We start from the raw sequence: 24,602 nt of genomic DNA, 5'->3' as shown, positions 1-24,602 counted from the left end.
GATTTTCACAGAAAAAAGACAGGCGGTGATGTATGCGCCTGTCTTTTTTGTTTAATTCAGCGTATAAGAAAGTTTGATTGAAAGCTGCCCGTTTTCGATACCGATATACTCAAGCCCTTCAAATATCGCATTCGGATAATCGCTTTGCAGCGTCTGCATTGTTTCCAGCATTTCATCTGCCGAGTTAATCAGGATTTCCATCCGGTTCATGGTTATGTCACCTCGTCCATATTCTTTGCTACATATATTCGTATGCGTTGTCCTTTTTTGAGGGGGATAAGAAAAAAATTTATGATTTCAAAATAAAAAGCTTCCACTGGGCAGTAGAAGCCTTGAATCGTTACCTTATTGTCAGGTTGTGAAACGAAATTACGCCGTCCATCTTATTTGCCCTGCAGTACAGGACGCAGGCGGTTATAAATCGGATACGTGATGACCGCTTCGATGAGTCCCTTAATCAGGTTAAATGGAAGGATGGCATAAATTACAAGCGCCCACAGGCTTGTAATGCGGCTGTTCGCTTCCTGCGACCAGCCGACAATATCTTGAACGGACATGCCTAACACATAGGCAAATGCCGGAATAAATACAAAATAGTTGGCTATTGTCATTACGATCGCCATTGCGGTTGTGCCGGCCGCCATACCCAGCCAAAAATTCACTTTGCTTTGCTTCAGCTTGCGCATAAGCAAAACAGAAACCACAACAAACGTACTTCCTGCCACAAAATTGGACAACTCTCCTACAGCCATGCCGCCCTGGTTGGTCAGCAAGAAATGCAGAATATTTTTGATTAGTTCCACCGCTACTCCGGCCAACGGCCCGAATAAAATAGCGCCAATCAGTGCCGGAATTTCGCTTACGCCGATTTTCAGAAACGCCGGAAACATCGGCAACGGGATTTCTACAAACATTAGCAGAAATCCGATGGTCGACAACAGCGACAAAAACGCTGTTCTGCGTACCTTTCCTCTCATATGAAGTTCTCCCTTCTCCCATCCAGACTATACTGTCGGTCCCGGAGTTGCACCGGATCCACCAAACGCGCGGTTGCTGATTTTGCGTTCGGGTCGCGGACTGAGAAGCACGAAGCCCCATCACCGCCGGTCGGGAATTTCACCCTGCCCTGAAGGTTTATATGGTGTTACAAATTTCACAACCTAATTAGAAATATGCCATGAAAATGTACGGACGTCAATATGAAAGTGAAAAATAGCAAAAAGGTGAATGAGAGAGTTAGAGGAGTTAACGATGATTTTATTCTATTTCGATTGTTATATAATGAAGGAAAAATAACTGTTTGCAGACATAACTGGCAAGTATGTGCAAAAAGGGGAGAAAATCATGATTTTTGGAATTTCCTATGCGGAATGGATTGGCTATCTCATTGTTGTTGTACTGGTTTTCTTGTTCGGTCTGCCGAACGGCTGGCTAAAACGCCTCGAAAAGTATTACTCTAATGATCATCTGCACCAGCCGCTCAGGGCGGAAGAGGTGAGCGCTATTACACTGCAGACCACAGGCGGTGAGGAGCGGTTGCTGAACGGAGAAGAACAGGACCGGATCGTAACGCTGTTTAACAATGCGAAGCTCGTTCAGAAGATGGAAGAGCCAGCCGGTGAAGGAGCAACTTTAAAGATTATGCAAAAGGACAGAAGCATCATTGAAATTATTCCATATCGAAACGATTTTATTGTCCGTCGTCCCGGCAGTAAAAAAAATAACACATCCATTGCTTATTGGGCCAAGCAGGATACGTTAACCGAATTTTTGCGGGAGGAAAGGAAAAGCTCTATATGAACAGCGAAGTGATGAATGAGCGAACGATAATGGAAGGCATGGCATATCTTAGAGAGGCCGATCCGGTAATAGCCCGGCTAATCGAGATGTACGGCCCATATCCGTGGCGGCCGCGCAGTGATTATTTTGCGGTGCTGTGTGAATCGATCGTCTCCCAGCAGCTTTCTGTGAAAGCGGCTGCTGCGATTTCGGAGCGTGTGCTGCGTTATTTTAACGGCGAATGGAAGCCGGAAGTCATTCTATCCGCTCCGGAAGAGGCGCTTCGGGAGCTTGGGCTATCGCGTTCGAAAGTTGTTTATATAAAAGATCTCGCCGCGTTTTGCGCGGATGGGCGCCTGCAGCTTGAGGCGCTGACATCCGCATCAAATGATGAAGTTGTCCGTCAACTGATTCGGGTAAAAGGCATCGGCCGGTGGACGGCGGAAATGTTTTTACTGTTCGGAATGGGGCGACTCAATGTATTTCCGGTGGATGATTTAGGCATTAAAAAAGCCATCCAACTGCATTATGGCTTCGCTGAGTTACCCGATAAGAAGCAGATGCTTGAAATCGGTGCACGGTGGTTTCCGTATGAAACTCTTGCTTCTCTGTATTTATGGCAAAGCTTAAACAACAAACCGCCTGTATAGCGAAAAACGGGGTAGGAGATTATCTCCACCCCTTTTTCGTTATTTATCGGGCGGACAATCCTGCATTTCACAAATCCCACACAATTATTCATTATAATAAAGACGTAATCCTAAATAAGGAGCTTTTGAAATGAGTAAAAAATGCCCGGCGTTCGGATTGCTTTTAGCGTTTCTTTGGCTGGCTTTAGCCGGCTGCCAACCGTCGGCGTTCGCCAGAATTTCTGATTCCGATTCCGTACTGGCGGTAGCGAATGTTCGGGAGAAAACCGTCTCTTTTTTGGAGACAGAGAGCGGGAAGACAGTGGCAACCTGGAAGCCGGACTTCTCGTTTGCACGCATGTTGTTGCTGCCGGACCGGCATACTGTTTTGTTGTATGGAAAAAACGAGGAAGAAGCGCATACGCTGGACGGAAAGCAAAAAGGCGAAATTAAAGTTGGGCCATCCCCTCTTACTATGCTGCTTGATGAGAAAAAAAATCTCCTGTATGTGGTGGATTTGCAGGATGCCACCCTGCGGGAAATCGCGCTTGCGGACCGGCGGGTTACACGTACGTTTCGGATGAATGAGTCACCGATGGGCGGTTTGCTTATGTCGGATCGTAAAGAGTTGTGGATTGGCGGACATGGACGGGGGGATTTACCGGAGGAAGATGTATCCGTATTCTCAAGTGAAACCGGACAAAAGCAACGAACGATGGATACGCACATCAAAACATTGCGGATGAAGCTGGGCGAGCACGCCGGCCTTATTCAGACAGTCCGGGGCATTGGCTGTAAGTTTGAGGTGCAGATTTGAAGCGCATTTCACTGAAACTCAATCAGAAGCTTTGGCTGTTGGTCAGCTCCGGCGTAATTTTTACCGTGCTCGCCACGTATGGACTGACCCAGTATTTATATGAGAAGTTATATATCCAGAATATCGGGGCTTCATTGATATATCAGGGAGAGCATATCGCCCGGATGTATCAGGGCAAAGGACTGACACCGGAGTTTCGCAGTATTGTAGACCGAATAAACGAAGCATCCGAAGCGGAAATTTTTGTGACTGAGAATCCGCGTCAACTGGGTGCCTGTCTGCCTTTCGAGGTAGAATACGATGCTTTGATTACCCGGGAAGAACGTGCTCGTCTTGTAGCCGGACATACGGTTAGTAAGGTGGGATACGAAGAGCGGTTCGGCCGGCAGATTATGGCGGTGATTGTTCCGTTGCTGGACGAAAAAAGGCTCGAAGGCGCCTCTTACCCGCTGCGAGCGCCCCCCCTGCCGCTTGGACAGTTGGTGGAAGATACGCTTGAGATATTTGCACCGTCGATTATGGAGAAGCGAGTCAGGCTTATACTCGATGCAGATCCGGAAGCGATTGTCTGGGGCGATGAAGATCGTCTGGAACAGGTGGTATACAACCTGTGCGATAATGCGCTGAAGCACTTGCCTGAGGAGCACGGCGTTCTCCGTGTAGAAGTAAATCAAATCGTACATCTGCACGGCGGGACATTTGCGATCGACAGCAAGGTCGGTGAAGGGACGACAGTCACTGTGAGGCTCCCGGTTTATGCTGAACAATAACCGGAGGGCCTTATCAGAAAATGAAGAAAAGGGAAGGAGTGGGATTATGAGACGTTACCCGCAAATCATCATCGGCTGTTTTGTACTGCTTCTCGCGTTTTATCTGGGCGGGTGTGGCAATGAGAAGCAGAACGGGGAGAGAAAGGTGCCTGAGAAATTGCAGGTACAGTTTGTCGCTGAGCCACAGTCGCCACAGCCAGAAGAGGAAACGACGTTCTCTGTAACGGTGACCCAGGGAGGGGAGAAAGTAAACGACGCGGACGATGTGAAATTCGAAATTTGGCGTGAGGGGCAAAAAGAAAAACACACAATGGTTCCAGCGGAAAAAAGCGGGGAGGGTGTGTATTCTGCAAAACAGAAGTTTGATAAACCGGGAACATATTATGTAATGTATCATATTGACGCGCGTGGACTGCACAGTATGACCAATCACAAAATTGAAGTGAAAGACAAGAAAAAGTGAGCGAACGCTTGTTTTTTTACCGTTATTTCTCTTATTTATGAAATGAGAAGAGGTCTTCAACAGTGCAGACGCTGTACCAGGAAAAAGCGACCGGACGGAATCAGGTGTGCGTCGCTTCAGCATATTCTTGCGTTTAGCTCGCCTTTGGGATAAGGAAACAAGCACCCTGGCCTTTATCGCCTCATACTGTATAGAGGAAGGCAGACAAGGAGGCAGACGATGAAGGCTTCATATGTGGGTATTTTGCTTAATCAATCGATGTACCGGGGAATTCCGAAGGGACGAACACAGACGGAAGTGTTGGCTTTCTATGAAGAAGGCGCCCGTTTGTACGGATTGAAACCGTGCTATATTCGTTTGGCTGACCTGCGCCCTGGTCATAAGACCGTGCTGGCTTACGTCAAAACATGCGGCGTGTACCGCCGTGTGCGCGTTCCCACTCCTCGTGTCATTCATAATCGCGCATTGCTGTTTTCAAGCCGTTCGAAGAAAAAGCTGAACCTTCTGGCCAAAAAGCATATCGTATTTAACAGGTGGAATCGTTACAGCAAGCCATATATCCATTCTTTGCTATGGGCGGATCCTAATCTGCGTTCGCATCTGGCTCAAACGATGAGCGGGACAGTCGAAAATCTGCGGCAGATGATGAAGAAAAATCATGCGTTATTTATTAAGCCGGACAGCGGCAGCATTGGTGTCGGCATCATGCGGCTTGCCCGGATGGGCAATGGATTCAAACTATCCTACGCGGTATTGGAAAATGGGCGGAAACGCTGGCGGCATACGTTTTTTACCAAATCGCTTCCCGCGCATCTTTCCAAGAAACTGCGTACCCGGTCTTTTCATATTCAAGAGGAACTGCCGCTTTTGACGTACCGCGGCAATCCTTTTGATTTACGCGTCACGGTACAGAAAGGCGCAACCGGAGAATGGCAGGTCACCGGTATGGCAGGCAAAGTAGCGCCAACCGGCAAATTCTTGAGCAATGTGGGCCAGGGAGGGAAAGTCTATCGGCTTCACATTCTCCTGGCAGAATATCCGGATTTGCAAGCGGATGTAGTGGAAAGCGAGGTAAAGACATTTGCGCTTCGTGTTGTGCGTCGGCTTGAAGCATCTCTTCCCGGCCTTGCGGATGTGGGGCTTGACATTGGGCTTAATCGGCAGGGCGTGCCGCTGTTTATTGAGTGCAACGGACGTGATCAGCGTTATGCGTACCGGGAAGCCCAGATGCCCAAAGAATGGAAAGCAACGTACTCGAATCCAATGGGATATGCTCGCTATTTGCTTGACAGGGGAAAAAAGAAACCATAAAAAGGCAGCATCCCTTTGGGTGCTGCCTTTCTCCATGTGGAGATGAAAGGACTTTGCTGTTATTTCATTTCTTTTAATTCATCCAGCTTCAACGGCTCAACTGGCGTGGTCGTATCCATATGGCCAAGAATTGTTTCCACTTCTTTGCCATCAACAAGTACTTTCATGTTTTTATACCCGAATTGACTTAGGATGGTCGCCATTTCTTCAAGAAGAAACTGTTCACCGGTAGAACCAAGATTCGCCTGCTTAATCTCCGGCGACAGGCTAACGATTGCTGTGTCACCTTCTTTTTTCAGCGATTGGATTTTCACGTTTTTCGGTATAAGTGAGGTAAGGTTTTTGTTTTGTGGACCGTTCTGCCAGGCCATCAATGCAATGGTCGGCAGGTTCTCTTCCTTTTTATACTTGATCGTGCGCGGCTCTTTGTACTGCTCCATCAGATTGGAGTCGCTGAACACCAGCATCACTTCTTTTTCTTTTACTTCTTCTCCGTTTTCCGCAGGTTGTGCTTCTCCGTTCGCAGGCTCGGTCGCAGGAGTCTGCTGTCCGTTATTGTTCTGCGGCGGCTGTGCAGGAGGGGTTTCATTGTTGTTTGTATTGTTGGCAGGAGCCGGAGCTCCGCTTGGTGTGGACGACGTGCAGCCGGTGAGGGCCAACATAATCATAAGTACGATAGAAAAAAGTGCATGAGTAAGACGCATATGTATCCTTCCCTTCTGTCTGAAATCACCTTAGTTTCTATTCTTACACAATAAGTTACCAGAAAACACCTGCTGAAGTCCTAATCTCTCCATTGTAGTTAGACGCTTGGAAGTTTAAAACGGTGCACCTTTTTGTAAATTTTTTGTGCTACAATATAGATCGAATCAGAGAGTGGGAGATGACATCATGGAGAATTCATCCATACTTTCCATTGTGAAAGCGATTAGCGACGTGTTTCCACAGGAAGCTTCGATCGCCATTGCGGACAAGTCGAAATTTATTTATTATCAGCCCAGCAGAGCCATAGATTTGAAAATCAAGCCGGGAGACGATATTCATGAGAGCACGTTGACAAGCAAGGCGCTTACCCGGAAGCAAAGAGTCGAGCAGTACCTGGAGAATAGCGTATTCGGCGTGCCGTATTACGCAATGAGCACGCCGATTCTTAATGAAGGGAATGCAGAGGGGTGCATAACGGCAATCTTTCCGCCAACGGCAACGCCGGGAGTGCCAAAGCTTCCCCGTCATCATTTTCTCATCGGCAAAGGCGAAGATCGGTGGGTACCGATTCCGCTGCATGAAATTCATTTTATCGAATCGGACAAGGGGAAAACATACTTGTATACAGAGCGCGGCGTGTACGTGAATAAGTATAGTTTGGTGGAATTAGAACGCATTCTTCCATCGGATTTGTTTGTCCGCTGCCATCGCGCGTATATGGTCAATGTCTACTCCATTGCTGAAATCCATCCGGATTTTCATTCTACCTTTATGCTAATTATGAATGATGCAGCGCGTACACGTGTACCGGTGAGTCAAAAATATGCAAGTTCTTTCCGGCGCCTGCTGGGATTTTAGGGAAGAGGCAATCCTCTTCTTTTTTTTGTAAAAATCATGAGGAAAGTAAGGAGAGGATAGGGAAAAAAAGAGCTAAGGAAGAAAAAGGCGTTCGCCTTTTCTTTCATTTTTATGGCAGGGCTTGTGGCTAATGGGGTGTTTTTTATGAAAAGTATGACCATCTGGTAAAACGCTTACATTTTTTGAAGGAAATAGGATTGATTTCACGGTCATTTTTTCTGGCTTATCTATATAAATTCTGCTTTATCGTCTTTTTGCGGCGCGGACGTATAAGGCATGCTATTGTTTATATTACAAATTGTTAAAATAATAACGTTTTCATAAAGGAGCGTATCTATATGTTTGCGAAACGTTTACGGAATGCGTCGCTTCAGCAACGTCTTGTAACGGCCAGGGAAGCGGCTGGCTGGATTCAAGACGGAATGACGCTCGGCTTAAGCGGATTTACGCAAGCCGGGGATGCTAAGGTCGTACCGCGCGCGCTTGTGGATCGTGTTAAACAAACCGGTGAACAACTAAAAGTTAACGTATATACAGGGGCGTCTCTTGGTTCGGAAGTGGATGGCATTATGGCCGAAGCAGGCATTATTAATCGTCGCCTTCCGTTCCAGGCAGAGAAGAGAATGCGCAGCAAGATTAACAGCGGAGATATCATCTATGTGGATCAGCATCTTTCCCATACGGCAGAGATGGTGCGGGCGGGCACAATCGACCCAATCGACATTGCAATTGTGGAAGCGGTTGCGATTACGGAAGAAGGCTACATTGTACCAACAACATCGGTCGGCAACTCTGCTATCTTTGTTGAGCATGCCAGAGAAGTCATTATCGAGTTGAATCTGGCGCATCCGCTTTCGCTTGAAGGGGTGCATGATATATATGATGTAGGGCCGCAGGGGAAACGGCAGCCGATTATGCTTACAGAGGCTGAGCAGCGTATCGGTACCCAGGCCATTCAGGTGCCGCTTGAAAAAATCAAGGGAATTGTCGTAACAGAAGAGCCGGATACAGCTTCGTCCATTGTACAGCCGGATGAAGAGACCGCCACGATGGCTGCACACTTAATCGAATTTTTGCGTGGTGAAGTAAAAGCGGGCCGTCTGCCGAAGACGCTGGCGCCGCTGCAGTCCGGTATCGGATCGGTGGCAAATGCCGTATTCCACGGTTTCCTGGCATCCGAATTTACCGATTTGGAAGTATATTCGGAAGTGCTGCAGGATGCGGTATTCGATCTGCTGGATGCGGACAAAATCCGCTTTGCTTCCGGCTGTTCGATTATTTTGTCACCGGAAAAAGGGAAGCAGGTCTACCGGAATTTCGAGAAATACAAAGATCGCCTGATTCTGCGTCCGCAGGAGATTTCCAACCATCCGGAAATTATCCGCCGCCTCGGCTTGATTGCTATCAACACGGCGCTTGAGCTTGACATCTACGGCAACGTGAATTCAACTCATGTAATGGGAACCAACATGATGAACGGCATTGGCGGATCCGGCGATTTTGCCCGTAATTCCCGCCTCGGCATCTTCGTCACGAAGTCGATTGCCAAGGGCGGAAAAATATCAAGCATTGTGCCGTTCGTGTCGCATGTAGATCATACGGAGCACGATGTAGACGTTATTGTCACAGAACAGGGCATCGCTGATCTGCGGGGACTTTCTCCGCGTGAGCGTGCCCGTATTATTATCGAGAACTGTGCGCATCCGGATTACCGTCCGCAACTTCGCGCTTATTTCGAAGAAGCTTGTGAGCGCGGCGGACAGACGCCGCATGTGCTGGAAAAAGCGTTCTCCTGGCATACCCGCTTCCAGAAGGAAGGCACGATGCTTGAGGGACAGACGATAGATAAAGCAACAAATGAAAAAGAACCGACGCGAGTGTAAACATACAAAAGCTGTCCATGCAGGTACAGTGAGTGGAGAGTACAAATAGAGAAACGGATAGCCGCCTTTTCCCGTGGAAAGGCGGCTATCTTTTTTCATGATAGCGGCCACGCCCGCGCGTTTTTCTCATTCCTTTTTTATTCGCTTTCCTGTATAGTGGAAAAAGACGCTACGGATAATGGGAGTTTGATAAAGGATGAAACAACACCAGGAGGATACGTGCGAAATGGGATATATGCCGCCCGGTGTATCCGCGTCTTCCGCCATTCCAAAAGCCGAGACGACGGACGGATTGACCTCGGAACAACTGGTTGAAGATGATGCGCCGGACGCGTTTTTCTTTCGTGCGCTTGAGCAAACAGGCATTCGCCTAAATGAACCTCAAATCGAAGCCGTGCGTGCTGTGGAAGGCCAGGTGCTGATTAATGCCGGTGCGGGAAGCGGTAAGACGACCGTCCTCACCTGCCGTACCGCCTACCTTATGCTGGTCAAACGCGTACCGCCCCGCAATATCGTATTGGTTACGTTTACCCGGCAGGCAGCCCGCCAGATGAAGGAGCGGTTGCTTTCGATCCCGGGGGTCACACAGGCGATGGTGGGGCAGATTATCACCGGCACCTTTCATTCGCTGGCGCGGACCATCTATTTTCACAGGCTGGCGAATCCGCCACGTATCATGAGCGAGAAACAGAAGGAATTTATGATCGAACAGATTACCAAAGAGATGGCAACCGGCGAACAGTATGAACCGGAAACGCTGCTGTCACTCCTTGCGTACTTGAAAAACAACCTGTTCGTGGTAGGGGATACATGGGTAACAGAAGAAGTAGAAGGGCTGAAAGATGATGCGAGGCGTGTGCTGAAGCGGTATGAAGAGCATAAGCGGGAGAACAATCTCATTGACTATGAAGATCTCATTACCGGCTGCATCGAGACTTTGCGCGCCCATCCTGACTATCTGGCCGCGCTGCGCCGCCGGATGGCGTATGTCATGGTGGACGAATATCAGGATACAAACATCGCACAATATGAAATGATTCGATTGCTTTCAGCGGAAGCCAGCCTGTGCGTAGTGGGCGACCCGGACCAGGCCATCTACGGCTGGCGTGGAGCTGACCCGTCGATTATTCTCCGCTTTCCAGACGAGCATCCGGGCTGCACACGCATTACGCTTGATATTAATTACCGTTCGCCTGCGGGCGTTGTTGGATTGGGCAATGAAGTGATTCGTCATAACCGGAAACGGTTTAAAAAAGAATTGAAAGTGTTGCCCGGCGAAGCGGGCCTGCCAAAATATTTCATGGCCCGTTCAGCGGAAAAGGAAGCGGAGGAAGTGCTGAGCCTTATCGAGCGGCTGGTTAGCTCCGGCGAGTATACATACAATGATATTGCCGTTCTGTACAGGACCCACAGTACGGCGCGCACCCTATATGAAAAACTGCTTTTAAGCGGTATTCCATTTACGACGCATCGGGACGATCCTACGTTTTACGAACTGTCTACCATTCGGCCGGTGCTTGATTTTCTCAGGCTGTCGCTCGATCCGTACAATGAAGAGGCGCTTGAAGGCATCCTGCCGTGCCTGTATATCAGCAAAGCCCGCTACATGAAAGAAATTCAGATCGTATCTATTCAGCGTGGTGTATCGTATTTAGAGGCGCTTGTGCACCTGGACGCACTGCCGTCATTTCAGCGTCGCAGGCTTGCCGAGCAGGTGGGCTGGCTTCGCAGCATTGCACGACTGAGTCCGCTGCAGGCGGTACGCGAAATCCGCAACGAAGCAGGCGGCGGGTACGATAAATTTCTCGGCAGCGAACAGGATGGCGCGGTGACCTACCACAAAGAAATGCTGCGTGACGATTTGTTTGAACTTGAAGAGGCGGTGAAAGCATTCGCCACCGTACCGGAGTTTTTGGCGTATGTCGATACGATTCTCGCACAAAAAGAGACACGCAGAAAGACGCAGCAGATAAGCCAGGGCGTCACGCTGCAGACGATTCATAGCGCCAAAGGGCTTGAGTATCCGGTCGTCATTCTTATCGGGGCTATTGACGGTGTATTGCCCCATAGTATCGCGGTCGATCCGGAAGAAAAACCGGATTATTGGCTGCATAAAAAAAGTGAGGAAAAACAGGACGAGGCACTTGAAGAGGAACGCCGACTCGCGTATGTGGCGATAACGCGCGCGATGCGGGAGCTTTATATTAGCTCACCTCAATACTTCCGAGGTAAACCGGTCCCGGTTTCGCCGTTTTTGCTGAAGGCATTCCAGAGTGTACCGCAAGTTCTGTCGCCCAGGAAATCGTAAGGAGGATGACACAGAGTGAAACCTGAAGCAGGGAGGCTGGTAACAGCAACCGTAGAGCGGCAGGCGCCGTTCGGTTATTTTGTATCGGTGGAAGGGCAGGACGTGCTGCTCCATCAAAGTGAAGTGGAAGGCGAGCTTGCCATCGGCGAGCAAATCGAAGTGTTTCTGTATCATGATCATCAGGACCGGCTGGCGGCTACCCAGCATGAGCCGAACGTGACGCTCGGTGAGTTCGGTTGGCTGGAAGTAAAAGACGTACATCCGCGCATGGGCGTATTTTTAGATAATGGCATTCAGAAAGATTTGCTGCTTCCGGCAGATCAATTGCCGGAAATGAAAAGCAAATGGCCGCGTCCTGGCGACCGGGTGTATGTTCAGCTCGAACACGATAAACAGGGCCGCATGCTGGCTTTGCTCGGCAGGGAAGAGGACTTTGCAGAGATTGCTGTACCGGCTGGGAAAGATGTATTCAATCAAGACATCATCGGCTACGTCTATAAAGTAATTAAAATCGGGGCGTTCCTTCTTACGGAAGGCCAGCATCTTGCCTTCATTCACCGGGAGGAGTCAAAAGAGCCGTTTCGCGTTGGCCAGCGGGTGGAAGGCCGGGTGTCCAAAGTGCGTGATGACGGGCGAGTGAATATCACGACAAAGCCGCGTAAGGAAGTCAGCTACAGACAGGATGCGGCACGCATTTACGATTATATCAAGAACCGGGGCGGCCGTATGCCGTATACGGACAAGACGGACCCGGACATTATTAAAGAAAAGTTCGGCATCAGCAAAGCCGCATTTAAACGCGCGCTCGGGAAGTTGATGAAAGAGCGTCGGGCCTATCAGGAAGATGGTTGGACGATTTTGACCGAACAGGAATAAGAAGAGAGTAAAGGCGCTGAACAATAACGTTCAGCGCCTTTTTTCTATAACAGATAACCTATGCATTTACTTAGCGAGAAATGAGTATAAACAAACAGGAAAGCACATAGAATATAAGTAAAAAATATTCTGATTATAAACAACATAGAAATAAAATAAAAAAACATATAGAAATGTTTAAAATGCGACATAAACAGGGTAATGAATTCGAAACTATATCCTACATAGTCCAGATACATATAAAAAACATAGAGCAGGGAAGGATGTCGGACAATGCTGTACTATGATGAAAAATCGCAAATCAAGAAGTGGGAACGCTTATCGCTTCTGCGGGCGCAGGTACGCTATATGGAAAATTCGATAACGGAGCCTCAGGAACTGGAAGAATGTCCGACAGTGTTGGAAGAGATGCGAAACGGAGAGACGATAGACATCCATGCGCTTCATACCGGCGTATCCTGGCAGCAGGCACATGAAGTGAACCGCGAGATTACCCGGCGGATGGGCATGGACGCCTACCGGGATGCTTATAGATAATGTCCTGTACATTTTGTGCAGGGCATTATCTTTTTTGTCGGAAAAAAGTTGGCACATTTTCGCTGTTTTAACATACATTTTTTAAATAAAATGGTTTAGGCATCAAAAATTTTGGGTACTACAATGAATACGTTATATTTTCCTTTTTATATCCAACAGAACAACATAAAGGAGAGTGGAAAAATGTACTACGTGGTATATGAAACTATTTCTTTGTTCGGAAAATCGAACGACAACTGCGTGGCAGCATTTGAAACACTGGAGGAAGCACGTTTGTTTGCCAAAGAAGTTGCCGAACAGGGTTCTCCGAGAGTTACTATTGCACAGGAGATGGGTGAGGAAGAACGTCTGGCAAACTGACTGAATAAACGCAAACACCGGGCTCTGATATAAGCGCCTTTTTTATACAAATTAAGCAGGAAATGTTTCGCAATGCAAAAAATTGGGTACATTACTCCTAGGTTGAAGCGGTAGAGACTGAAGCAGAGGAGTAGATGAACATGGTACATGGACGCTTGCTTTACTTCAACAAACACTCGGTAATTCCGCAGAAGGAAAAAGACGATACAAACATGCGTCCGGGCGAAGTGGTCACATATCACATGTCCGATGAAGAACTCGAGAAATACCGCAATTTACCGCCGGTTAAAGGCAAAAAGAGCATCTCACTTCCCTACCGGAAAAAGAAGAAATAAGCAAACACATCCTCGCTTACGAGGCGGGGATTTTTAATGGAAAAGGGCGATTGACCACATTTTGACCACCTTTAGTCTGCTAAAGCGCTTGGAGAAGATTGCTGTCGTGTATTCTTCATGGAAGTTTCTGGATTCTTAGCTAACTTTTTCAGCATATCGGGCAATATGTGTGAATACGTATCGAGCGTAATCGTGACACTGGCATGTCCAAGACGTTCAGAGACCGTCTTAAATCACTTTGCTTTTTCTTAAGAATACGCAAGGTTTGCGAAATAGATCGCTTTAGATTTAGCAACAAGTTCTTGTTTATCGTTATAAATCGAACACTCTGTGTGAATTAAAGTTCTACCCTGTTTTTCAAATTGGGCATTTGCTATCAAGTATGTGCCAGTAGCTGGTCTCAAAAAGGAAACATGTAAATCGACGGTCACAACTCGTTGTATACCGTTTTCATTTGCCGAAACCAAGTTTGACATGGCTACATCAGCCAATGAAGAAATGACTACCTTTTTCTTCTTCTACTTTACCGTAAGATATACAAACTATAACGATCCGTTTGCTTCATATTCCCCATCCCTCTTTAAAAAGTGGTAGTACATGCGCGTTTTGCAAGCGTAAAACGAACGAAAAACGACGGTACTTAAACGATAAGGGCAAACCGATTGTCGTATGTACGCTTTGCGTAGAGTATGCTGAACGTCGTGCATACAGGAGGAGAGCATAGGTTGAAGAAAAATTATGTCATACATAGATGGTTTCATGATGAACTTTAATTCAGCGCTCATGTTATAAAACTTGTATATCAAAATTACTCTTACGGGTTTTTTCGGTGTCCACTAAATGGGGTCTTGACCAATTTGATGATGGGGTTTCTTTTATATATAATGATCTTAACTTAAAAGGCGATGGAGTTCGCCATAACTGCTGAAAGGCTAATGACTCCTACCGGTGATTTTACTGGTAGGAGTCTGTTTTTTTCAGAAAAAAAGGGAGGCACAACATGAATTTATTTGCACTTATCATTGGAGGATTTTTAGGGACAATCTCACGATATGAATTAGGGAGGGTGATTTTGCCTTTGTCCAATGGATTTCCTTTGGGAACCATGATTATTAACTTGTTAGGGTGTTTATTTCTTGGATGGTTTTTAACAATTACTTTGATACGTTGGAACGTTCGTCCTGAAATTCGCCTTGGAATTGGTACGGGATTTACTGGAGCCTTTACCACTTTTTCAACATTTTCCATTGAAACCATTACTCTCATTCAAAAGCATCATGTAGAACTTGCCATTGTTTATATGGTGATAAGTATTGCAGGTGGTATCGCTTTTTCAGCGATAGGTTATACCTTAGCTAAAGCAACAAAGCGAGGTGGAACAGCATGAGTATGATTTTATTAATTGGTTTGGGCGGGGTTATAGGTACCATTTCTAGATTCTATTTAGGAAAATGGGTTACTTCTAAAAGCAATAGTTTATTTCCTTGGGGTACTTTCATTATCAACATTTCAGGATCGTTTATTCTTGGAATATTATTCTTCCTCCATACTCGTGGAAATGTGGCGAATTGGCTTTGGCTGATGCTCGGAACTGGATTCTGCGGAGGTTATACGACGTTTTCCACTTTTAGTTATGAAACAGTTCAGTTAATGCAAAAGAAACAATTGTTGTATGCATTAGGCTATGTACTGCTATCTATCGTAGGGGGCCTATTATTTTGCTGGATTGGTATGAATGTAGGAGAGTTATCATAACTGACATTAGATATCCCCGCTTACGAGGCGGGGATTTTATGAAATAAAAAAGCCGGCACTAAGCCGGAAGAAGAAAGAATATTTTGGGGGATTCATACTATCACTCTATAATATTTGGTAATTATTTCATATAGGTCGAAAAGTGGAACTTAGACGGGAGCGATGGAAGCAGTTTGAGCGAAAATAAAAATCCCTTCTGCAATGCAGAAGGGCAAGGAGTGAAGGAGAGTTTAACTCATCACAAGTATATCCTCTTTCCTTGATAAATAAACAAAAACCCCCTTCCGAAGAAGGGGCAGATTTCCAGGTTGTCGGGAAAGTCTGGGCAACCTGAAAAGCGGGCAAATCACCTGCTTTTTCTATTTTAGCCATATACATGATTGATTATTTTTCTTTTACGTTAATCGATTGAACACTACATTTCTCTTCTTCATTCACAATGAGTTGAAAAACATCAGGTCTTGCATAATGGCCTACTACATCAAAATCAAGTCTACTATAAGGAATTAGACGTAAATCTAAATCCGCCAGCAAGATATCCTCTCTCCCAAACACAGGCTCAACGATATATTCTCCAAGCGGCCCGACTATAGCACTGCCGCCAGAAGACATTTCTTCCGGGGATGATACGAGGTCATCGTAGCAGGCTAAATCTTTCGGGTACATATCTTTTGTAACAAACTGATTACAGGACAATACAAAACATCTGCCTTCCAGAGCAATATGACGAATCGTTGATTGCCATGTATCCCGGGCATCAGCCGTAGGCGCAATATATATTTCTACACCTTTTGCATACATGGCTGTTCGGGCTAAAGGCATATAGTTTTCCCAGCAAATAAGACCGCCTATTTTTCCAAAAGGTGTTTCAATGACCGGAAGTGTACTTCCGTCCCCTTCGCCCCAGATCAACCGTTCGGACCCCGTGGGTTTTAACTTTCTATGTTTTCCAAGAAGTTTTCCATTTGGTCCGAAATATAGTACTGTGCAATATACAGTTCCTGCGCTAAATTCTTGATCTCTCTCAATAACTCCAATTACAAGATACACGTTTGCCTTTCGTGCTGCTTCACCTAACATGTTTGTTGTTTCACCAGGAACAGGTACAGAATTTTCCCAGTACCGCAACCAATCTTTACGACCGGCTTCAGATCGGCTTCCTACTTTCATGCCGAATGATAATCCACGAGGATAGCCGGGAATAAAAGCTTCAGGGAATACAATCAAGTTAGCTCCTTTTTCTGCAGCTTCATAGATTAAAGATACTGCTTTTTCGGTTGTTGCTTCACGATCCATAATAATTGATGCGGCTTGAACAACAGCTACGCGGACTTTATCTTGTACCATTCTTATCCCGTCCTCCTGCAACAAAAGTTAAAAAATAGAATGCCTATAACTGGATATTTTTGTTGATTAAAATTAAGAATAATAGAATGGTACGAAATTATCAATATATTCAATCGGATAATGGGGTATATTGATCTGTTTTATGGAAAAAACAGGGGAGAAAGTTCACTTTTTGATTCTCTGTCCCCTGTAGCTTGTGATCGTAAGTTAAAAACTATTCCAAGTTTACCCAGACTGATTTAACTTCCGTATACATTTCAAGGGCATATTTCCCCATTTCACGGCCAAACCCTGACTGTTTAAATCCACCGAAAGGCATTGCGGCATCGAAGAGATTATAGCAATTCACCCACACGGTTCCTGCCTCCAATGCGTGAGCTACCTTATGGGCTTTTCGAACATCTGTTGTCCAGACCCCGGCTCCTAATCCATATTCGCTGTCATTTGCCCGTCTAATCACATCGGCTATTTGTTCATCACCATCAAACGGCATTGCAGCAACAACCGGTCCAAAAATTTCTTCCCGCGCGATTGTCATCTGTTCGTTAACATCAGCAAAAATGGTGGGTGGAACAAAATATCCGGGACCTTCCTTGGGAGCGCCTCCGGTTAATGCTTTTGCCCCTTCCTCTTTCCCCTTTTCTAAATATCCTCTGACCGTTTCGTATTGTTTGGCGGAAACCAGTGCACCGACCTGCGTTTCCTCTTCCAGTCCAGGGCCAACTTTTAGCTTAGATGCCTCGCTGGCCATATCTGAAAGAAAATTATCATAAATCTTTTTATGAACAAACAAACGAGAACCCGCACTGCAAATTTGACCCTGATTGAAAAAGATGCTGCGAAGTGCACCCGGTATTGCCTTGCTAAAATCGGCATCCGGGAAAACAATATTCGGTGATTTCCCACCCAATTCCAGGGTTACGCGCTTTACGTTTTGAGATGCATCGCGCATAATAATCTTTCCAACCTCGGTGGACCCGGTAAAAGCAATTTTGCGAATTCTTGGATGCTTCGTTATTGCTGCACCTGCAATATGTCCATAACCGGATATAATATTGACAACACCTTCCGGAAACCCTGCTTCCTGAATTAACTCAGCCAGGTACAGGGCAGACAGAGGAGTGTCTTCAGCAGTTTTTAAGACAACAACGTTACCTGTAGCAAGCGCAGCTCCCAGTTTCCATGAGGCCATGAGTAAAGGAAAATTCCATGGAATAATTTGTCCACAAACGCCAATAGGTTCGCGACGTGTATAGGTAAAAATGTGTGGATGTAACGAATTATTGATTACTTCTCCACTAAATTTGTTAACCCATCCCGCATAATAACGGAAATGATCGATGACCAAGGGGACATCTGCATTTCTTGTCTCCCTAATGGGTTTACCATTATCAAGTGTTTCTAATTGTGCTATAGGTTCAAGATTTTCTTCAATTAAATCCGCTAACTTCCAAATTAAACGGCTTCTTTCACTGGCGGACATTTTGGACCAGGGTCCATGAAATGCTTTTTCTGCCGCTTCTACCGCTCGATCAATGTCTTTTTCATCTGCTTCGTATACTTCGCAAAGACCATCACCAGTAGCCGGGTTTATGCTTTTGAATGTTTTGCCGGAAATTGACTCGACAAACTGACCATCAATAAAAAGTTTTCGCGGTCCCTTTTTTAAGAAGTCTTGTACTTTTGGATGGACCTTCTCAGTGGTATTACTCAAAACACTCCACTCCTTACACTGATTTTTTTACTGCTTCACATAGGTTTTGAATAAAGGGTTTTAAATATTCCGCTTTAATCTCGTTAGATAAAGTAAGCTATTTCATAAAATTTGTCTTAGTGTTTGAAACGCTTGATCTGGAAAATACGACCAAAGCGTGAATTTTGAAAATTTTTTCTTTACACTTGATTCTTGTTTCTGTATAATTTTATTAATTCCTATAAATTTACTTTGTTTAAGGAGGAAAGACTATGGCTCAACCTTCTACATTAGTTAAAGTGTCCGCTGCAGGTAAGTGGGAATCCGGCGTCAAAACGAATATTTCTGTACGAAATTTCCCTACTTTTTCGATAGATGAACCAGTAGCGTTAGGGGGAGAGGATACGGCACCAAATCCAGTAGAATATGTGCTTGCAGGCCTTAATGGTTGTAATGGTGTTATGATTCCATTAGTAGCTCAGGAATTAGGCTTTACTTTCTCAGGAATTGATTTTGAAACCACAGGCATTATTGATACCCGGGGACTAATGGGAGTAGAAGGCGTTTCCCCGCATTTCCAAAAAATTCGTTTTCAGGTGAATATACAAACAGAAGAAAGCGAAGAGAGAGTGGAGCAACTGAAAAATGAAGTAGAGCGTAGATGTCCGGTATTTAATCTTTTTGTTGATGCCGGGATTGAAATTGATACAAAATGGCGTAAGGTTTAAATACAACAATGTCAAGAAGCGGGTTCTACATTAGATAAAGTCAATCGTTGAAAAAGGGGAGGGGTATTCATAGCGTGAGTACCACCCCCTTGTTTTTCCCGCCATGCAGATTAAGAATAAAAAAACCAGACAATCAAAGGTCCAAAAATAGAACCCGAGATCGCGCTTAACGTCATCGCAACAGAACCCATCGAGACCGTATGTTCCCCATATTCCAAAGCCTTCCCTATTCCGATCGCATGCGACGCACTGCCCAGTGCGATTCCTCGACCTAAAAAATCCGTAATTCTGAACCGGTTGAAGATGTAAGGTCCAAAGACGGCACCAGTAAATCCCGCGATCATGACAAATACGGCGGCTAACGGAGGAACACCGCCCAGTTCAGAAGCTATTTGCATCGCCACAGGTATTGTGATTGATTTAGGTACAAGGGAAAAAATCAGACTTTTTGAGAAACCAAGGGATTGCGCAAATAATATTCCACTTATGATTCCGACAATCGAGCCGACAAAAACGCCCCCTAAAACCGGAACCAAATTTTTCAGTAAGATATCCCTTTGTTTATATAAAGGGTAGGCAAGAGAAACAATCGCCGGTCCTAATAGGAGACTAATCCATTGTCCGCCAATCATATAGGTTTTATAAGGAACCTGGAAACAAACAAGAATGACAATAATCGTTAACGTCGTCGTCAGAGTTGGTATTAAAAATGGTAAATGAAAACGTCTATACAATCGATTCATGCATAAATAAGCAGCGACCGTCAATACGATCATGATTATTGCGATAAATGCTCTTGACACATTTTTTTTTCCTTTCTCTGTTGTGCTCGATTCGCTAACCATTGGCTCGTACACCCGGCTGCAATCATAACGATCAGGGTGCTAACCATAACGATAAAGAGAAGCATGACGCCACTACCGGCAAAGAGATGGGGATAATTCATGACGCCGACGGTAGCCGGGATAAATACCAGCGGCAAATAAGCCAGTAAAAGTTCCGCTCCCGTTTCAATCCATGTTAAAGGACAGATTTTAAGTATTAATGCAATGAATAATAGAAACAATCCAATGATACTACCCGGAATCGGCAGGTGCAGCAAGTTATGCAGCCAATCTCCAACAAAAGAAAAAACGTATAATAACGCGATTTGTGCAATAATTTTAATGATTTTCATTTAGCATGGTTAAGTCCTCACGGATACAGCTATAAGAGGAGTACCGTCCCCCCTTCATTTTATGCGATGTCTAAAAAGAGCTATTGAACAGAAAACAGTAGTTTTATTTTAGTGAAAAATTTCTAAAATTTATAAAGATAAAATAAAACGTAGCTAAAGTTTCAACAGCTTATAGCATGGATTCTTTTGTTATTGTATCTCTGATGTCTGTGGGATGCAATAGCTTCGCCCTCCCCCCATTCTTTCCTCTCTTTTTCCCCGCACCTCCAAAAGTCAGCCACTCTTCCCTTCATTTTTATGGCAGAGCTTGTGACTCATCAGCCATGGTGGTTTTGTTACCCTCAGTAATTTCAATAAATGTATATCTCTTTATTTAATTTCTCATAATAAATAGTACAAAAATACGGGCATAGAAAAGGGGAAAGTATGTCTTTCTTTCGTTATTTCTTGAGAGGTAAACCAGCGTTTCGCAGTCAGAAACAGGCTGATGACATCTTACACAGGAGAATCGATCCCTCTGTCTCTGTAAACCTCCAACAGGTATCTAGGCTGTTTAGCGGCATTCCGGAGCTTACCACCCGTGAGATTTCATTAAAAACAGGACAGAAAGCGGCTCTTGTGTATATGGATGGTCTGGTAGATAAGACAGTCATTAACACAGATATTCTTCGTCCGCTTTTATATGGGCAATTTAACCAAAAAGATGCTTTGGAATCTGCTGTGACGATAGGACAGATCAAAAAAGTCCGGAAATGGTCTGATATTGAAGAGGCCCTCCTGATGGGGAAAAGCATTCTCTTTATTGATGGACATGACTCTGCCCTTGAACTTGAAACACAAAGATGGCCGGAGCGAGCGATTGAGGAGCCGCAGGCAGAATTGTCAGTCAAAAGCGGCGCACACCAGGGGTTTATTGAAACAGCCGGTCAAAATATTGCCATGATCCGCCGCTATATCCCAAGCCGGGAGTTAAAGGCGAAAGAATTGATGGTTGGGGAGCGGGGACGTGTAAAAATTTCGCTGCTTTACCTGGCAGATGTTGTAAATCAACAGGCTCTCCAGGAAGTCGAAAGCAGAATTACATCGCTTCGTGTTGATGCGATTCTTACTACCGGACAGTTAAAAGAACTCATCGAAGATAATTCGTTTACACCTTTTCCACAGCTTGCCATTACGGAACGTCCGGATACGGCAGCTTCCCATCTCCTTGAGGGGCGATTCGCTATCGTTGCAGACCGCACGCCGGGCGTGTTAATTGGACCGATGACCTTTTCAGCTTTTTTTCAAACGATAGATGATTATAATATACGATGGCTCGCCGCTTCGTTTATCCGGCTCCTGCATTTCGCTGGATTTTTCATCGCGATTTTTACACCTGCTCTCTACATCGCGATGATTTCCTTTCATTATGAAGTGATTCCGCTTCCATTACTTTTATCGATTGCAGAATCACGGGAGAGGGTCCCTTTTCCACCTCTAGTAGAAGCGCTGCTTATGGAACTTATACTTGAGATGCTCCGGGAAGCAGGGGTCCGGCTCCCGGCACCCATTGGTCAAACCATAGGTGTTGTCGGCGGGATTGTCATTGGCCAGGCGGCGGTCCAGGCCGGACTTGTAAGCAATATTATGGTCATTGTCGTGTCTATCACCGCGATTGCTTCTTTTATTATTCCGAATTTACAAATGTTGCATGGGGTACGGCTGATTCGTTTTCCGATGATGCTTCTCGCTTTTGCTTTTGGCATAGTGGGCATCATATCTGGAATGATGGCAATTTTCGCCCATTTACTATCTTTAGAATCCCTTGGAGTCCCGTATAGCGCCCCCATCTCACCGCTGCGTCTTTCGGATATGAAAGACACGTTTCTTCGTTTACCAATGTGGATGATGAAGAAGCGCCCTGTATCGATTCGGCCTAACCAGTTACAACGGCAAGGGGATAGGAGAAAACGTAGGGAGGATCAATGAGCAGATTCGTCAAGAAAGAAATAACATTACTCCAGTATATTCTAGCTATTAATGGAACCCAGGTAGGAACCAGCATCTTGACTCTTCCGGCAGAATTGTCCAAGACGGCAGGTACGGACGGCTGGATCTCGATTATTATCGGATCGGTCCTCACTACGATCGTTAGCTTATGTATTGTTCACCTTATGGCCAAGCATCCAGGGGATACCATGCTTGAGTTGCTGACACGGTATCTGGGGAAATGGCTGGGGAAAGCAGTGATGGTGATCTGGATGTTATATGCTTTATTCGCTGCCACGATCATTCTTTTTGTTACCTTATCCATTCTTCGAACATGGGTTTTACCGAACACGTCTAATTATCTTATCGTCACCCTATTTATGATTAACACCTATATCATTATACGTGGGGGTGTACAGATCATCGGGCGTTATGCCGAGTTTGTTTTTTTCTTCACGCTTGGGCTGCCGATATTGTTAATGTTCCCGCTCAAAGATAGTCACTGGATTTACCTGCTGCCCATATTGAAGGAAGGGTGGATGCCGATCCTTTATGCAGTGAAAACTACGACCATTGCCTTTCTTGGATTTGAGATGGCGTTTCTCTTCTATCCTTATCTAAACAATAAAAAAGCCGCAGCCAAAGGGATTGTGATTGCCAATGCCCTTACCCTTATTGTTTATCTCCATATTACGTTCGTTTGTTTTGTGTATTTTAGCCCAGATGAAATCACGCAGTTTTTATGGCCCACGCTTACCCTTGTCAAACCGATCGAGTTTCCGTTTCTCGAACGAATGGAAATCATCTTTGTATCCTTTTACATTTTTCTTTTTTCAACTTCGGGGATTCCCTACCTTTTTTTTGTTATCGATACTCTTTCTCAGCTGTTTAATAAAAAGGACTGGCAGCTACCGTACCTTTTGCTTCCGCTCTTTGTCGTTGTCTTTTTCTTCCTCAAGCCGTCCTATGAGGAGCTTGAACTCTGGAAAGAGTGGTGGGGGTGGATGAGTTATTTCATCGCCTATGCATTTCCGGTTATGTTCCTTTTTTATGTAACAGGTTATACGCATTGGAAAAGGAGGCAAATCGATGATAAAGCGGGCTAAATTCATCCTGGCATGCTTTTGGCTGTTGCTCATGCCGGCATGCGGGGATCGGCTTAATGTGGAGGATACAACCCTATCTTTAGTCTATGGTCTGGATGTGGATGGAGATAATAAGATTATTGTCTATCAGGTAAGTCCTGTTTTTAATAAAGATGCGAAAAAGAAATACGAAGTATATGGGGGAAAAACAGATACAAGCAGACAGGCGAGAGACGTGTTTAACAGTATAAGTAATGGTGAGATTGCGAAAGGGAAACTGCAGGTAATTATGTTGAGCGAGCGCCTGCTTAAAAAAGAAAGCATCCTACCCTATCTGGACGTCTTCTATCGTGATGCAAAAGATACAGGGAATATGCGCATGGTCGCTGTGAAGGGATCGGTTTCTTCCATTGTGAACAGTGAGTTTACCGATAAACCCATCCTTCCTATGTACCTAACCAATGTAATCAATGTAGCAAAGGAGTCCAATCGGACAGCGTTTACTGCGATACAGCACTTTCATACGCTGGCATTCGATAAGGGAATTACGCCTGCCATTTCAGAAATTAAAAAAGGAAAGACGGCGATCGTTGTCACCGGTTCTGTGCTTTTGGATAAGAAAGCCAGGTATAAGATGTCGTTAAACCGCCGGGAAAGCGCGCTGCTTCTTATGCTGCAGAAAGAGGCGAGGCTCCCGGTATCCCTTACCATCCGTATGCCGCCCCCGTCATTGAAAACCTCTAATATTGGCAAAAATGGAAAAGATACAGACTTTGTAACTGTAAATATAGTTGGACTAAGCCGCAGTATTTCGACCCATTATAAGAAGAACCGTTTTTCATTTGATGTAAAAATGAATCTCGAGATTGATCTGGCGGAGCGTACATTTGATGTAGATATGAAAAAAAAGCAGGAGCAACTCACTGCGATTATTACCGATCAGCTCGAAAAGGAGCTCAATGGATTGATTCAGAAAGTGCAGAAGCAGCATCTTGATCCGTTTGGATTTGGGTGGTATGCGCGTGCGTATCAATATCAGCAGTGGAAAAAGGTTGATAATCGCTGGCCGGACGAATTTTCACGGGCGATCGTTACGGTAACGCCGATCATAAAAATTAAGGGTCATGGTGTGATTCAATAAAGACTATACGCAGCAGGCAGCAGGTACGAACCGTTTTTCACGACCATAGCTTTCCAGCCGCAACCCCAACATGAAAA

General features: G+C 45.4%; 27 protein-coding genes and 2 riboswitches. Of the genes, 19 read left to right on the top strand and 8 right to left on the bottom strand.

Translation table 11 applies throughout. From position 1 onward, the window contains the following. Positions 1-51 precede the first annotated feature (51 nt). Positions 52-210, bottom strand: a complete 159-nt coding sequence (locus ADA01nite_RS21970; RefSeq protein ID WP_170230192.1) for a hypothetical protein — start codon at positions 208-210, stop codon at positions 52-54. A 173-nt stretch (positions 211-383) separates the two neighbouring features. Further along, a complete protein-coding gene (locus ADA01nite_RS07590) occupies positions 384-977 on the bottom strand; it encodes an ECF transporter S component (protein WP_146809342.1) in 594 nt (197 codons plus the stop codon). A 6-nt stretch (positions 978-983) separates the two neighbouring features. Then, positions 984-1,138: riboswitch (FMN riboswitch) on the bottom strand. Positions 1,139-1,344: 206 nt separating this feature from the next. On the opposite strand from ADA01nite_RS07590, the gene ADA01nite_RS07585 reads away from it, so the two are divergent. The 6 genes from ADA01nite_RS07585 to ADA01nite_RS07560 all read left to right on the top strand — a co-directional run bounded on the left by ADA01nite_RS07585 (position 1,345) and on the right by ADA01nite_RS07560 (position 5,769). Continuing rightward, entirely contained in the window at positions 1,345-1,800 is a 456-nt protein-coding gene (locus ADA01nite_RS07585) for a hypothetical protein (RefSeq protein ID WP_146809341.1), read from the top strand. Further along, positions 1,797-2,429 carry a DNA-3-methyladenine glycosylase family protein gene (locus ADA01nite_RS07580; protein ID WP_146809340.1) on the top strand — a complete coding sequence of 211 codons (633 nt, stop codon included), beginning with the start codon at positions 1,797-1,799 and terminating at the stop codon, positions 2,427-2,429. The genes ADA01nite_RS07585 and ADA01nite_RS07580 overlap by 4 nt, the downstream gene beginning before the upstream one ends. 130 nt (positions 2,430-2,559) lie before the next feature. After that, positions 2,560-3,225, top strand: a complete 666-nt coding sequence (locus ADA01nite_RS07575; RefSeq protein ID WP_170230191.1) for a winged helix-turn-helix domain-containing protein — start codon at positions 2,560-2,562, stop codon at positions 3,223-3,225. Further along, a complete protein-coding gene (locus tag ADA01nite_RS07570; RefSeq protein ID WP_146809339.1) occupies positions 3,222-3,995 on the top strand; it encodes a sensor histidine kinase in 774 nt (257 codons plus the stop codon). Before ADA01nite_RS07575 ends, ADA01nite_RS07570 begins: the two co-directional genes overlap by 4 nt. A 46-nt stretch (positions 3,996-4,041) precedes the next feature. Continuing rightward, positions 4,042-4,458, top strand: a complete 417-nt coding sequence (locus ADA01nite_RS07565; RefSeq protein WP_170230190.1) for a FixH family protein — start codon at positions 4,042-4,044, stop codon at positions 4,456-4,458. 219 nt (positions 4,459-4,677) lie between these two features. Continuing rightward, positions 4,678-5,769, top strand: coding sequence for a YheC/YheD family endospore coat-associated protein (locus ADA01nite_RS07560; protein WP_146809337.1), 1,092 nt, complete (start codon positions 4,678-4,680; stop codon positions 5,767-5,769). A gap of 59 nt (positions 5,770-5,828) precedes the next feature. Here ADA01nite_RS07560 and ADA01nite_RS07555 read toward each other — a convergent pair whose 3' ends face one another. Next, entirely contained in the window at positions 5,829-6,473 is a 645-nt protein-coding gene (locus tag ADA01nite_RS07555; RefSeq protein ID WP_146809336.1) for a GerMN domain-containing protein, read from the bottom strand. A 187-nt stretch (positions 6,474-6,660) separates the two neighbouring features. Between ADA01nite_RS07555 and ADA01nite_RS07550 the strand changes: the two genes are divergently transcribed. From ADA01nite_RS07550 to ADA01nite_RS07525, 7 genes are all read left to right on the top strand, one after another. After that, positions 6,661-7,332 carry a LytTR family DNA-binding domain-containing protein gene (locus ADA01nite_RS07550; protein WP_146809335.1) on the top strand — a complete coding sequence of 224 codons (672 nt, stop codon included), beginning with the start codon at positions 6,661-6,663 and terminating at the stop codon, positions 7,330-7,332. A gap of 338 nt (positions 7,333-7,670) precedes the next feature. Beyond that, positions 7,671-9,215 carry a succinyl-CoA:acetate CoA-transferase ScpC gene (scpC, locus tag ADA01nite_RS07545; protein WP_146809334.1) on the top strand — a complete coding sequence of 515 codons (1,545 nt, stop codon included), beginning with the start codon at positions 7,671-7,673 and terminating at the stop codon, positions 9,213-9,215. A 196-nt stretch (positions 9,216-9,411) separates the two neighbouring features. Beyond that, on the top strand, positions 9,412-11,523 hold the full coding sequence (locus ADA01nite_RS07540) for an ATP-dependent helicase (RefSeq protein WP_146809333.1): 2,112 nt from the start codon (positions 9,412-9,414) through the stop codon (positions 11,521-11,523). A 15-nt stretch (positions 11,524-11,538) separates the two neighbouring features. Next, on the top strand, positions 11,539-12,399 hold the full coding sequence (locus tag ADA01nite_RS07535) for a CvfB family protein (RefSeq protein WP_146809332.1): 861 nt from the start codon (positions 11,539-11,541) through the stop codon (positions 12,397-12,399). A 273-nt stretch (positions 12,400-12,672) separates the two neighbouring features. Further along, positions 12,673-12,936, top strand: a complete 264-nt coding sequence (locus tag ADA01nite_RS07530; RefSeq protein ID WP_146809331.1) for a hypothetical protein — start codon at positions 12,673-12,675, stop codon at positions 12,934-12,936. 183 nt (positions 12,937-13,119) lie between these two features. Then, positions 13,120-13,296, top strand: a complete 177-nt coding sequence (locus ADA01nite_RS21965; protein ID WP_170230189.1) for a hypothetical protein — start codon at positions 13,120-13,122, stop codon at positions 13,294-13,296. A gap of 140 nt (positions 13,297-13,436) precedes the next feature. Continuing rightward, positions 13,437-13,631 (top strand): hypothetical protein, encoded by a 195-nt coding sequence (locus ADA01nite_RS07525; RefSeq protein WP_170230188.1) that lies wholly within the window; start codon positions 13,437-13,439, stop codon positions 13,629-13,631. A 248-nt stretch (positions 13,632-13,879) separates the two neighbouring features. On the opposite strand, the gene ADA01nite_RS07515 is transcribed toward ADA01nite_RS07525, so the two are convergent. After that, entirely contained in the window at positions 13,880-14,122 is a 243-nt protein-coding gene (locus ADA01nite_RS07515; protein ID WP_281285994.1) for a PaaI family thioesterase, read from the bottom strand. 401 nt (positions 14,123-14,523) lie between these two features. After that, positions 14,524-14,583, top strand: a riboswitch (Fluoride riboswitch). A 48-nt stretch (positions 14,584-14,631) separates the two neighbouring features. Between ADA01nite_RS07515 and crcB (ADA01nite_RS07510) the strand changes: the two genes are divergently transcribed. Then, positions 14,632-15,018 carry a fluoride efflux transporter CrcB gene (gene crcB, locus ADA01nite_RS07510; protein WP_146809329.1) on the top strand — a complete coding sequence of 129 codons (387 nt, stop codon included), beginning with the start codon at positions 14,632-14,634 and terminating at the stop codon, positions 15,016-15,018. Continuing rightward, positions 15,015-15,386, top strand: a complete 372-nt coding sequence (gene crcB / locus ADA01nite_RS07505) for a fluoride efflux transporter CrcB (protein WP_307724483.1) — start codon at positions 15,015-15,017, stop codon at positions 15,384-15,386. Before crcB (ADA01nite_RS07510) ends, crcB (ADA01nite_RS07505) begins: the two co-directional genes overlap by 4 nt. A 384-nt stretch (positions 15,387-15,770) precedes the next feature. Here the strand turns inward: crcB (ADA01nite_RS07505) and ADA01nite_RS07500 are convergent, their stop codons facing one another. Together ADA01nite_RS07500 and ADA01nite_RS07495 are read right to left on the bottom strand one after the other, a co-directional pair. After that, the gene (locus ADA01nite_RS07500) at positions 15,771-16,733 is read right to left on the bottom strand and encodes a carbon-nitrogen hydrolase family protein (RefSeq protein WP_146809328.1); all 963 of its coding nucleotides are present in this window, start codon (positions 16,731-16,733) and stop codon (positions 15,771-15,773) included. Between the two features lie 214 nt (positions 16,734-16,947). Next, entirely contained in the window at positions 16,948-18,447 is a 1,500-nt protein-coding gene (locus ADA01nite_RS07495) for an aldehyde dehydrogenase family protein (protein ID WP_146809327.1), read from the bottom strand. Between the two features lie 251 nt (positions 18,448-18,698). Between ADA01nite_RS07495 and ADA01nite_RS07490 the strand changes: the two genes are divergently transcribed. Beyond that, positions 18,699-19,154 carry an OsmC family protein gene (locus ADA01nite_RS07490; RefSeq protein ID WP_146809326.1) on the top strand — a complete coding sequence of 152 codons (456 nt, stop codon included), beginning with the start codon at positions 18,699-18,701 and terminating at the stop codon, positions 19,152-19,154. A 110-nt stretch (positions 19,155-19,264) separates the two neighbouring features. Here the strand turns inward: ADA01nite_RS07490 and ADA01nite_RS07485 are convergent, their stop codons facing one another. Together ADA01nite_RS07485 and ADA01nite_RS07480 are read right to left on the bottom strand one after the other, a co-directional pair. After that, a complete protein-coding gene (locus tag ADA01nite_RS07485; protein ID WP_146809325.1) occupies positions 19,265-19,957 on the bottom strand; it encodes an LrgB family protein in 693 nt (230 codons plus the stop codon). After that, entirely contained in the window at positions 19,933-20,331 is a 399-nt protein-coding gene (locus ADA01nite_RS07480) for a CidA/LrgA family holin-like protein (RefSeq protein ID WP_146809324.1), read from the bottom strand. The genes ADA01nite_RS07485 and ADA01nite_RS07480 overlap by 25 nt, the downstream gene beginning before the upstream one ends. Before the next feature lie 426 nt (positions 20,332-20,757). Between ADA01nite_RS07480 and ADA01nite_RS07475 the strand changes: the two genes are divergently transcribed. Genes ADA01nite_RS07475 through ADA01nite_RS07465 form a run of 3 tightly spaced genes read left to right on the top strand, consistent with a single transcriptional unit; the run spans position 20,758 to position 24,525 of the window. Further along, positions 20,758-22,299, top strand: a complete 1,542-nt coding sequence (locus tag ADA01nite_RS07475) for a spore germination protein (protein ID WP_146809323.1) — start codon at positions 20,758-20,760, stop codon at positions 22,297-22,299. Further along, positions 22,296-23,405, top strand: a complete 1,110-nt coding sequence (locus ADA01nite_RS07470; protein WP_146809322.1) for a GerAB/ArcD/ProY family transporter — start codon at positions 22,296-22,298, stop codon at positions 23,403-23,405. The genes ADA01nite_RS07475 and ADA01nite_RS07470 overlap by 4 nt, the downstream gene beginning before the upstream one ends. Further along, positions 23,389-24,525 (top strand): Ger(x)C family spore germination protein, encoded by a 1,137-nt coding sequence (locus ADA01nite_RS07465; protein ID WP_146809321.1) that lies wholly within the window; start codon positions 23,389-23,391, stop codon positions 24,523-24,525. The genes ADA01nite_RS07470 and ADA01nite_RS07465 overlap by 17 nt, the downstream gene beginning before the upstream one ends. The last annotated feature ends 77 nt before the right edge of the window (positions 24,526-24,602 follow it).

This window comes from Aneurinibacillus danicus (genome assembly GCF_007991215.1).
GTDB lineage: Bacteria > Bacillota > Bacilli > Aneurinibacillales > Aneurinibacillaceae > Aneurinibacillus > Aneurinibacillus danicus.
This window is presented reverse-complemented; position numbering and strand designations above follow the sequence as displayed.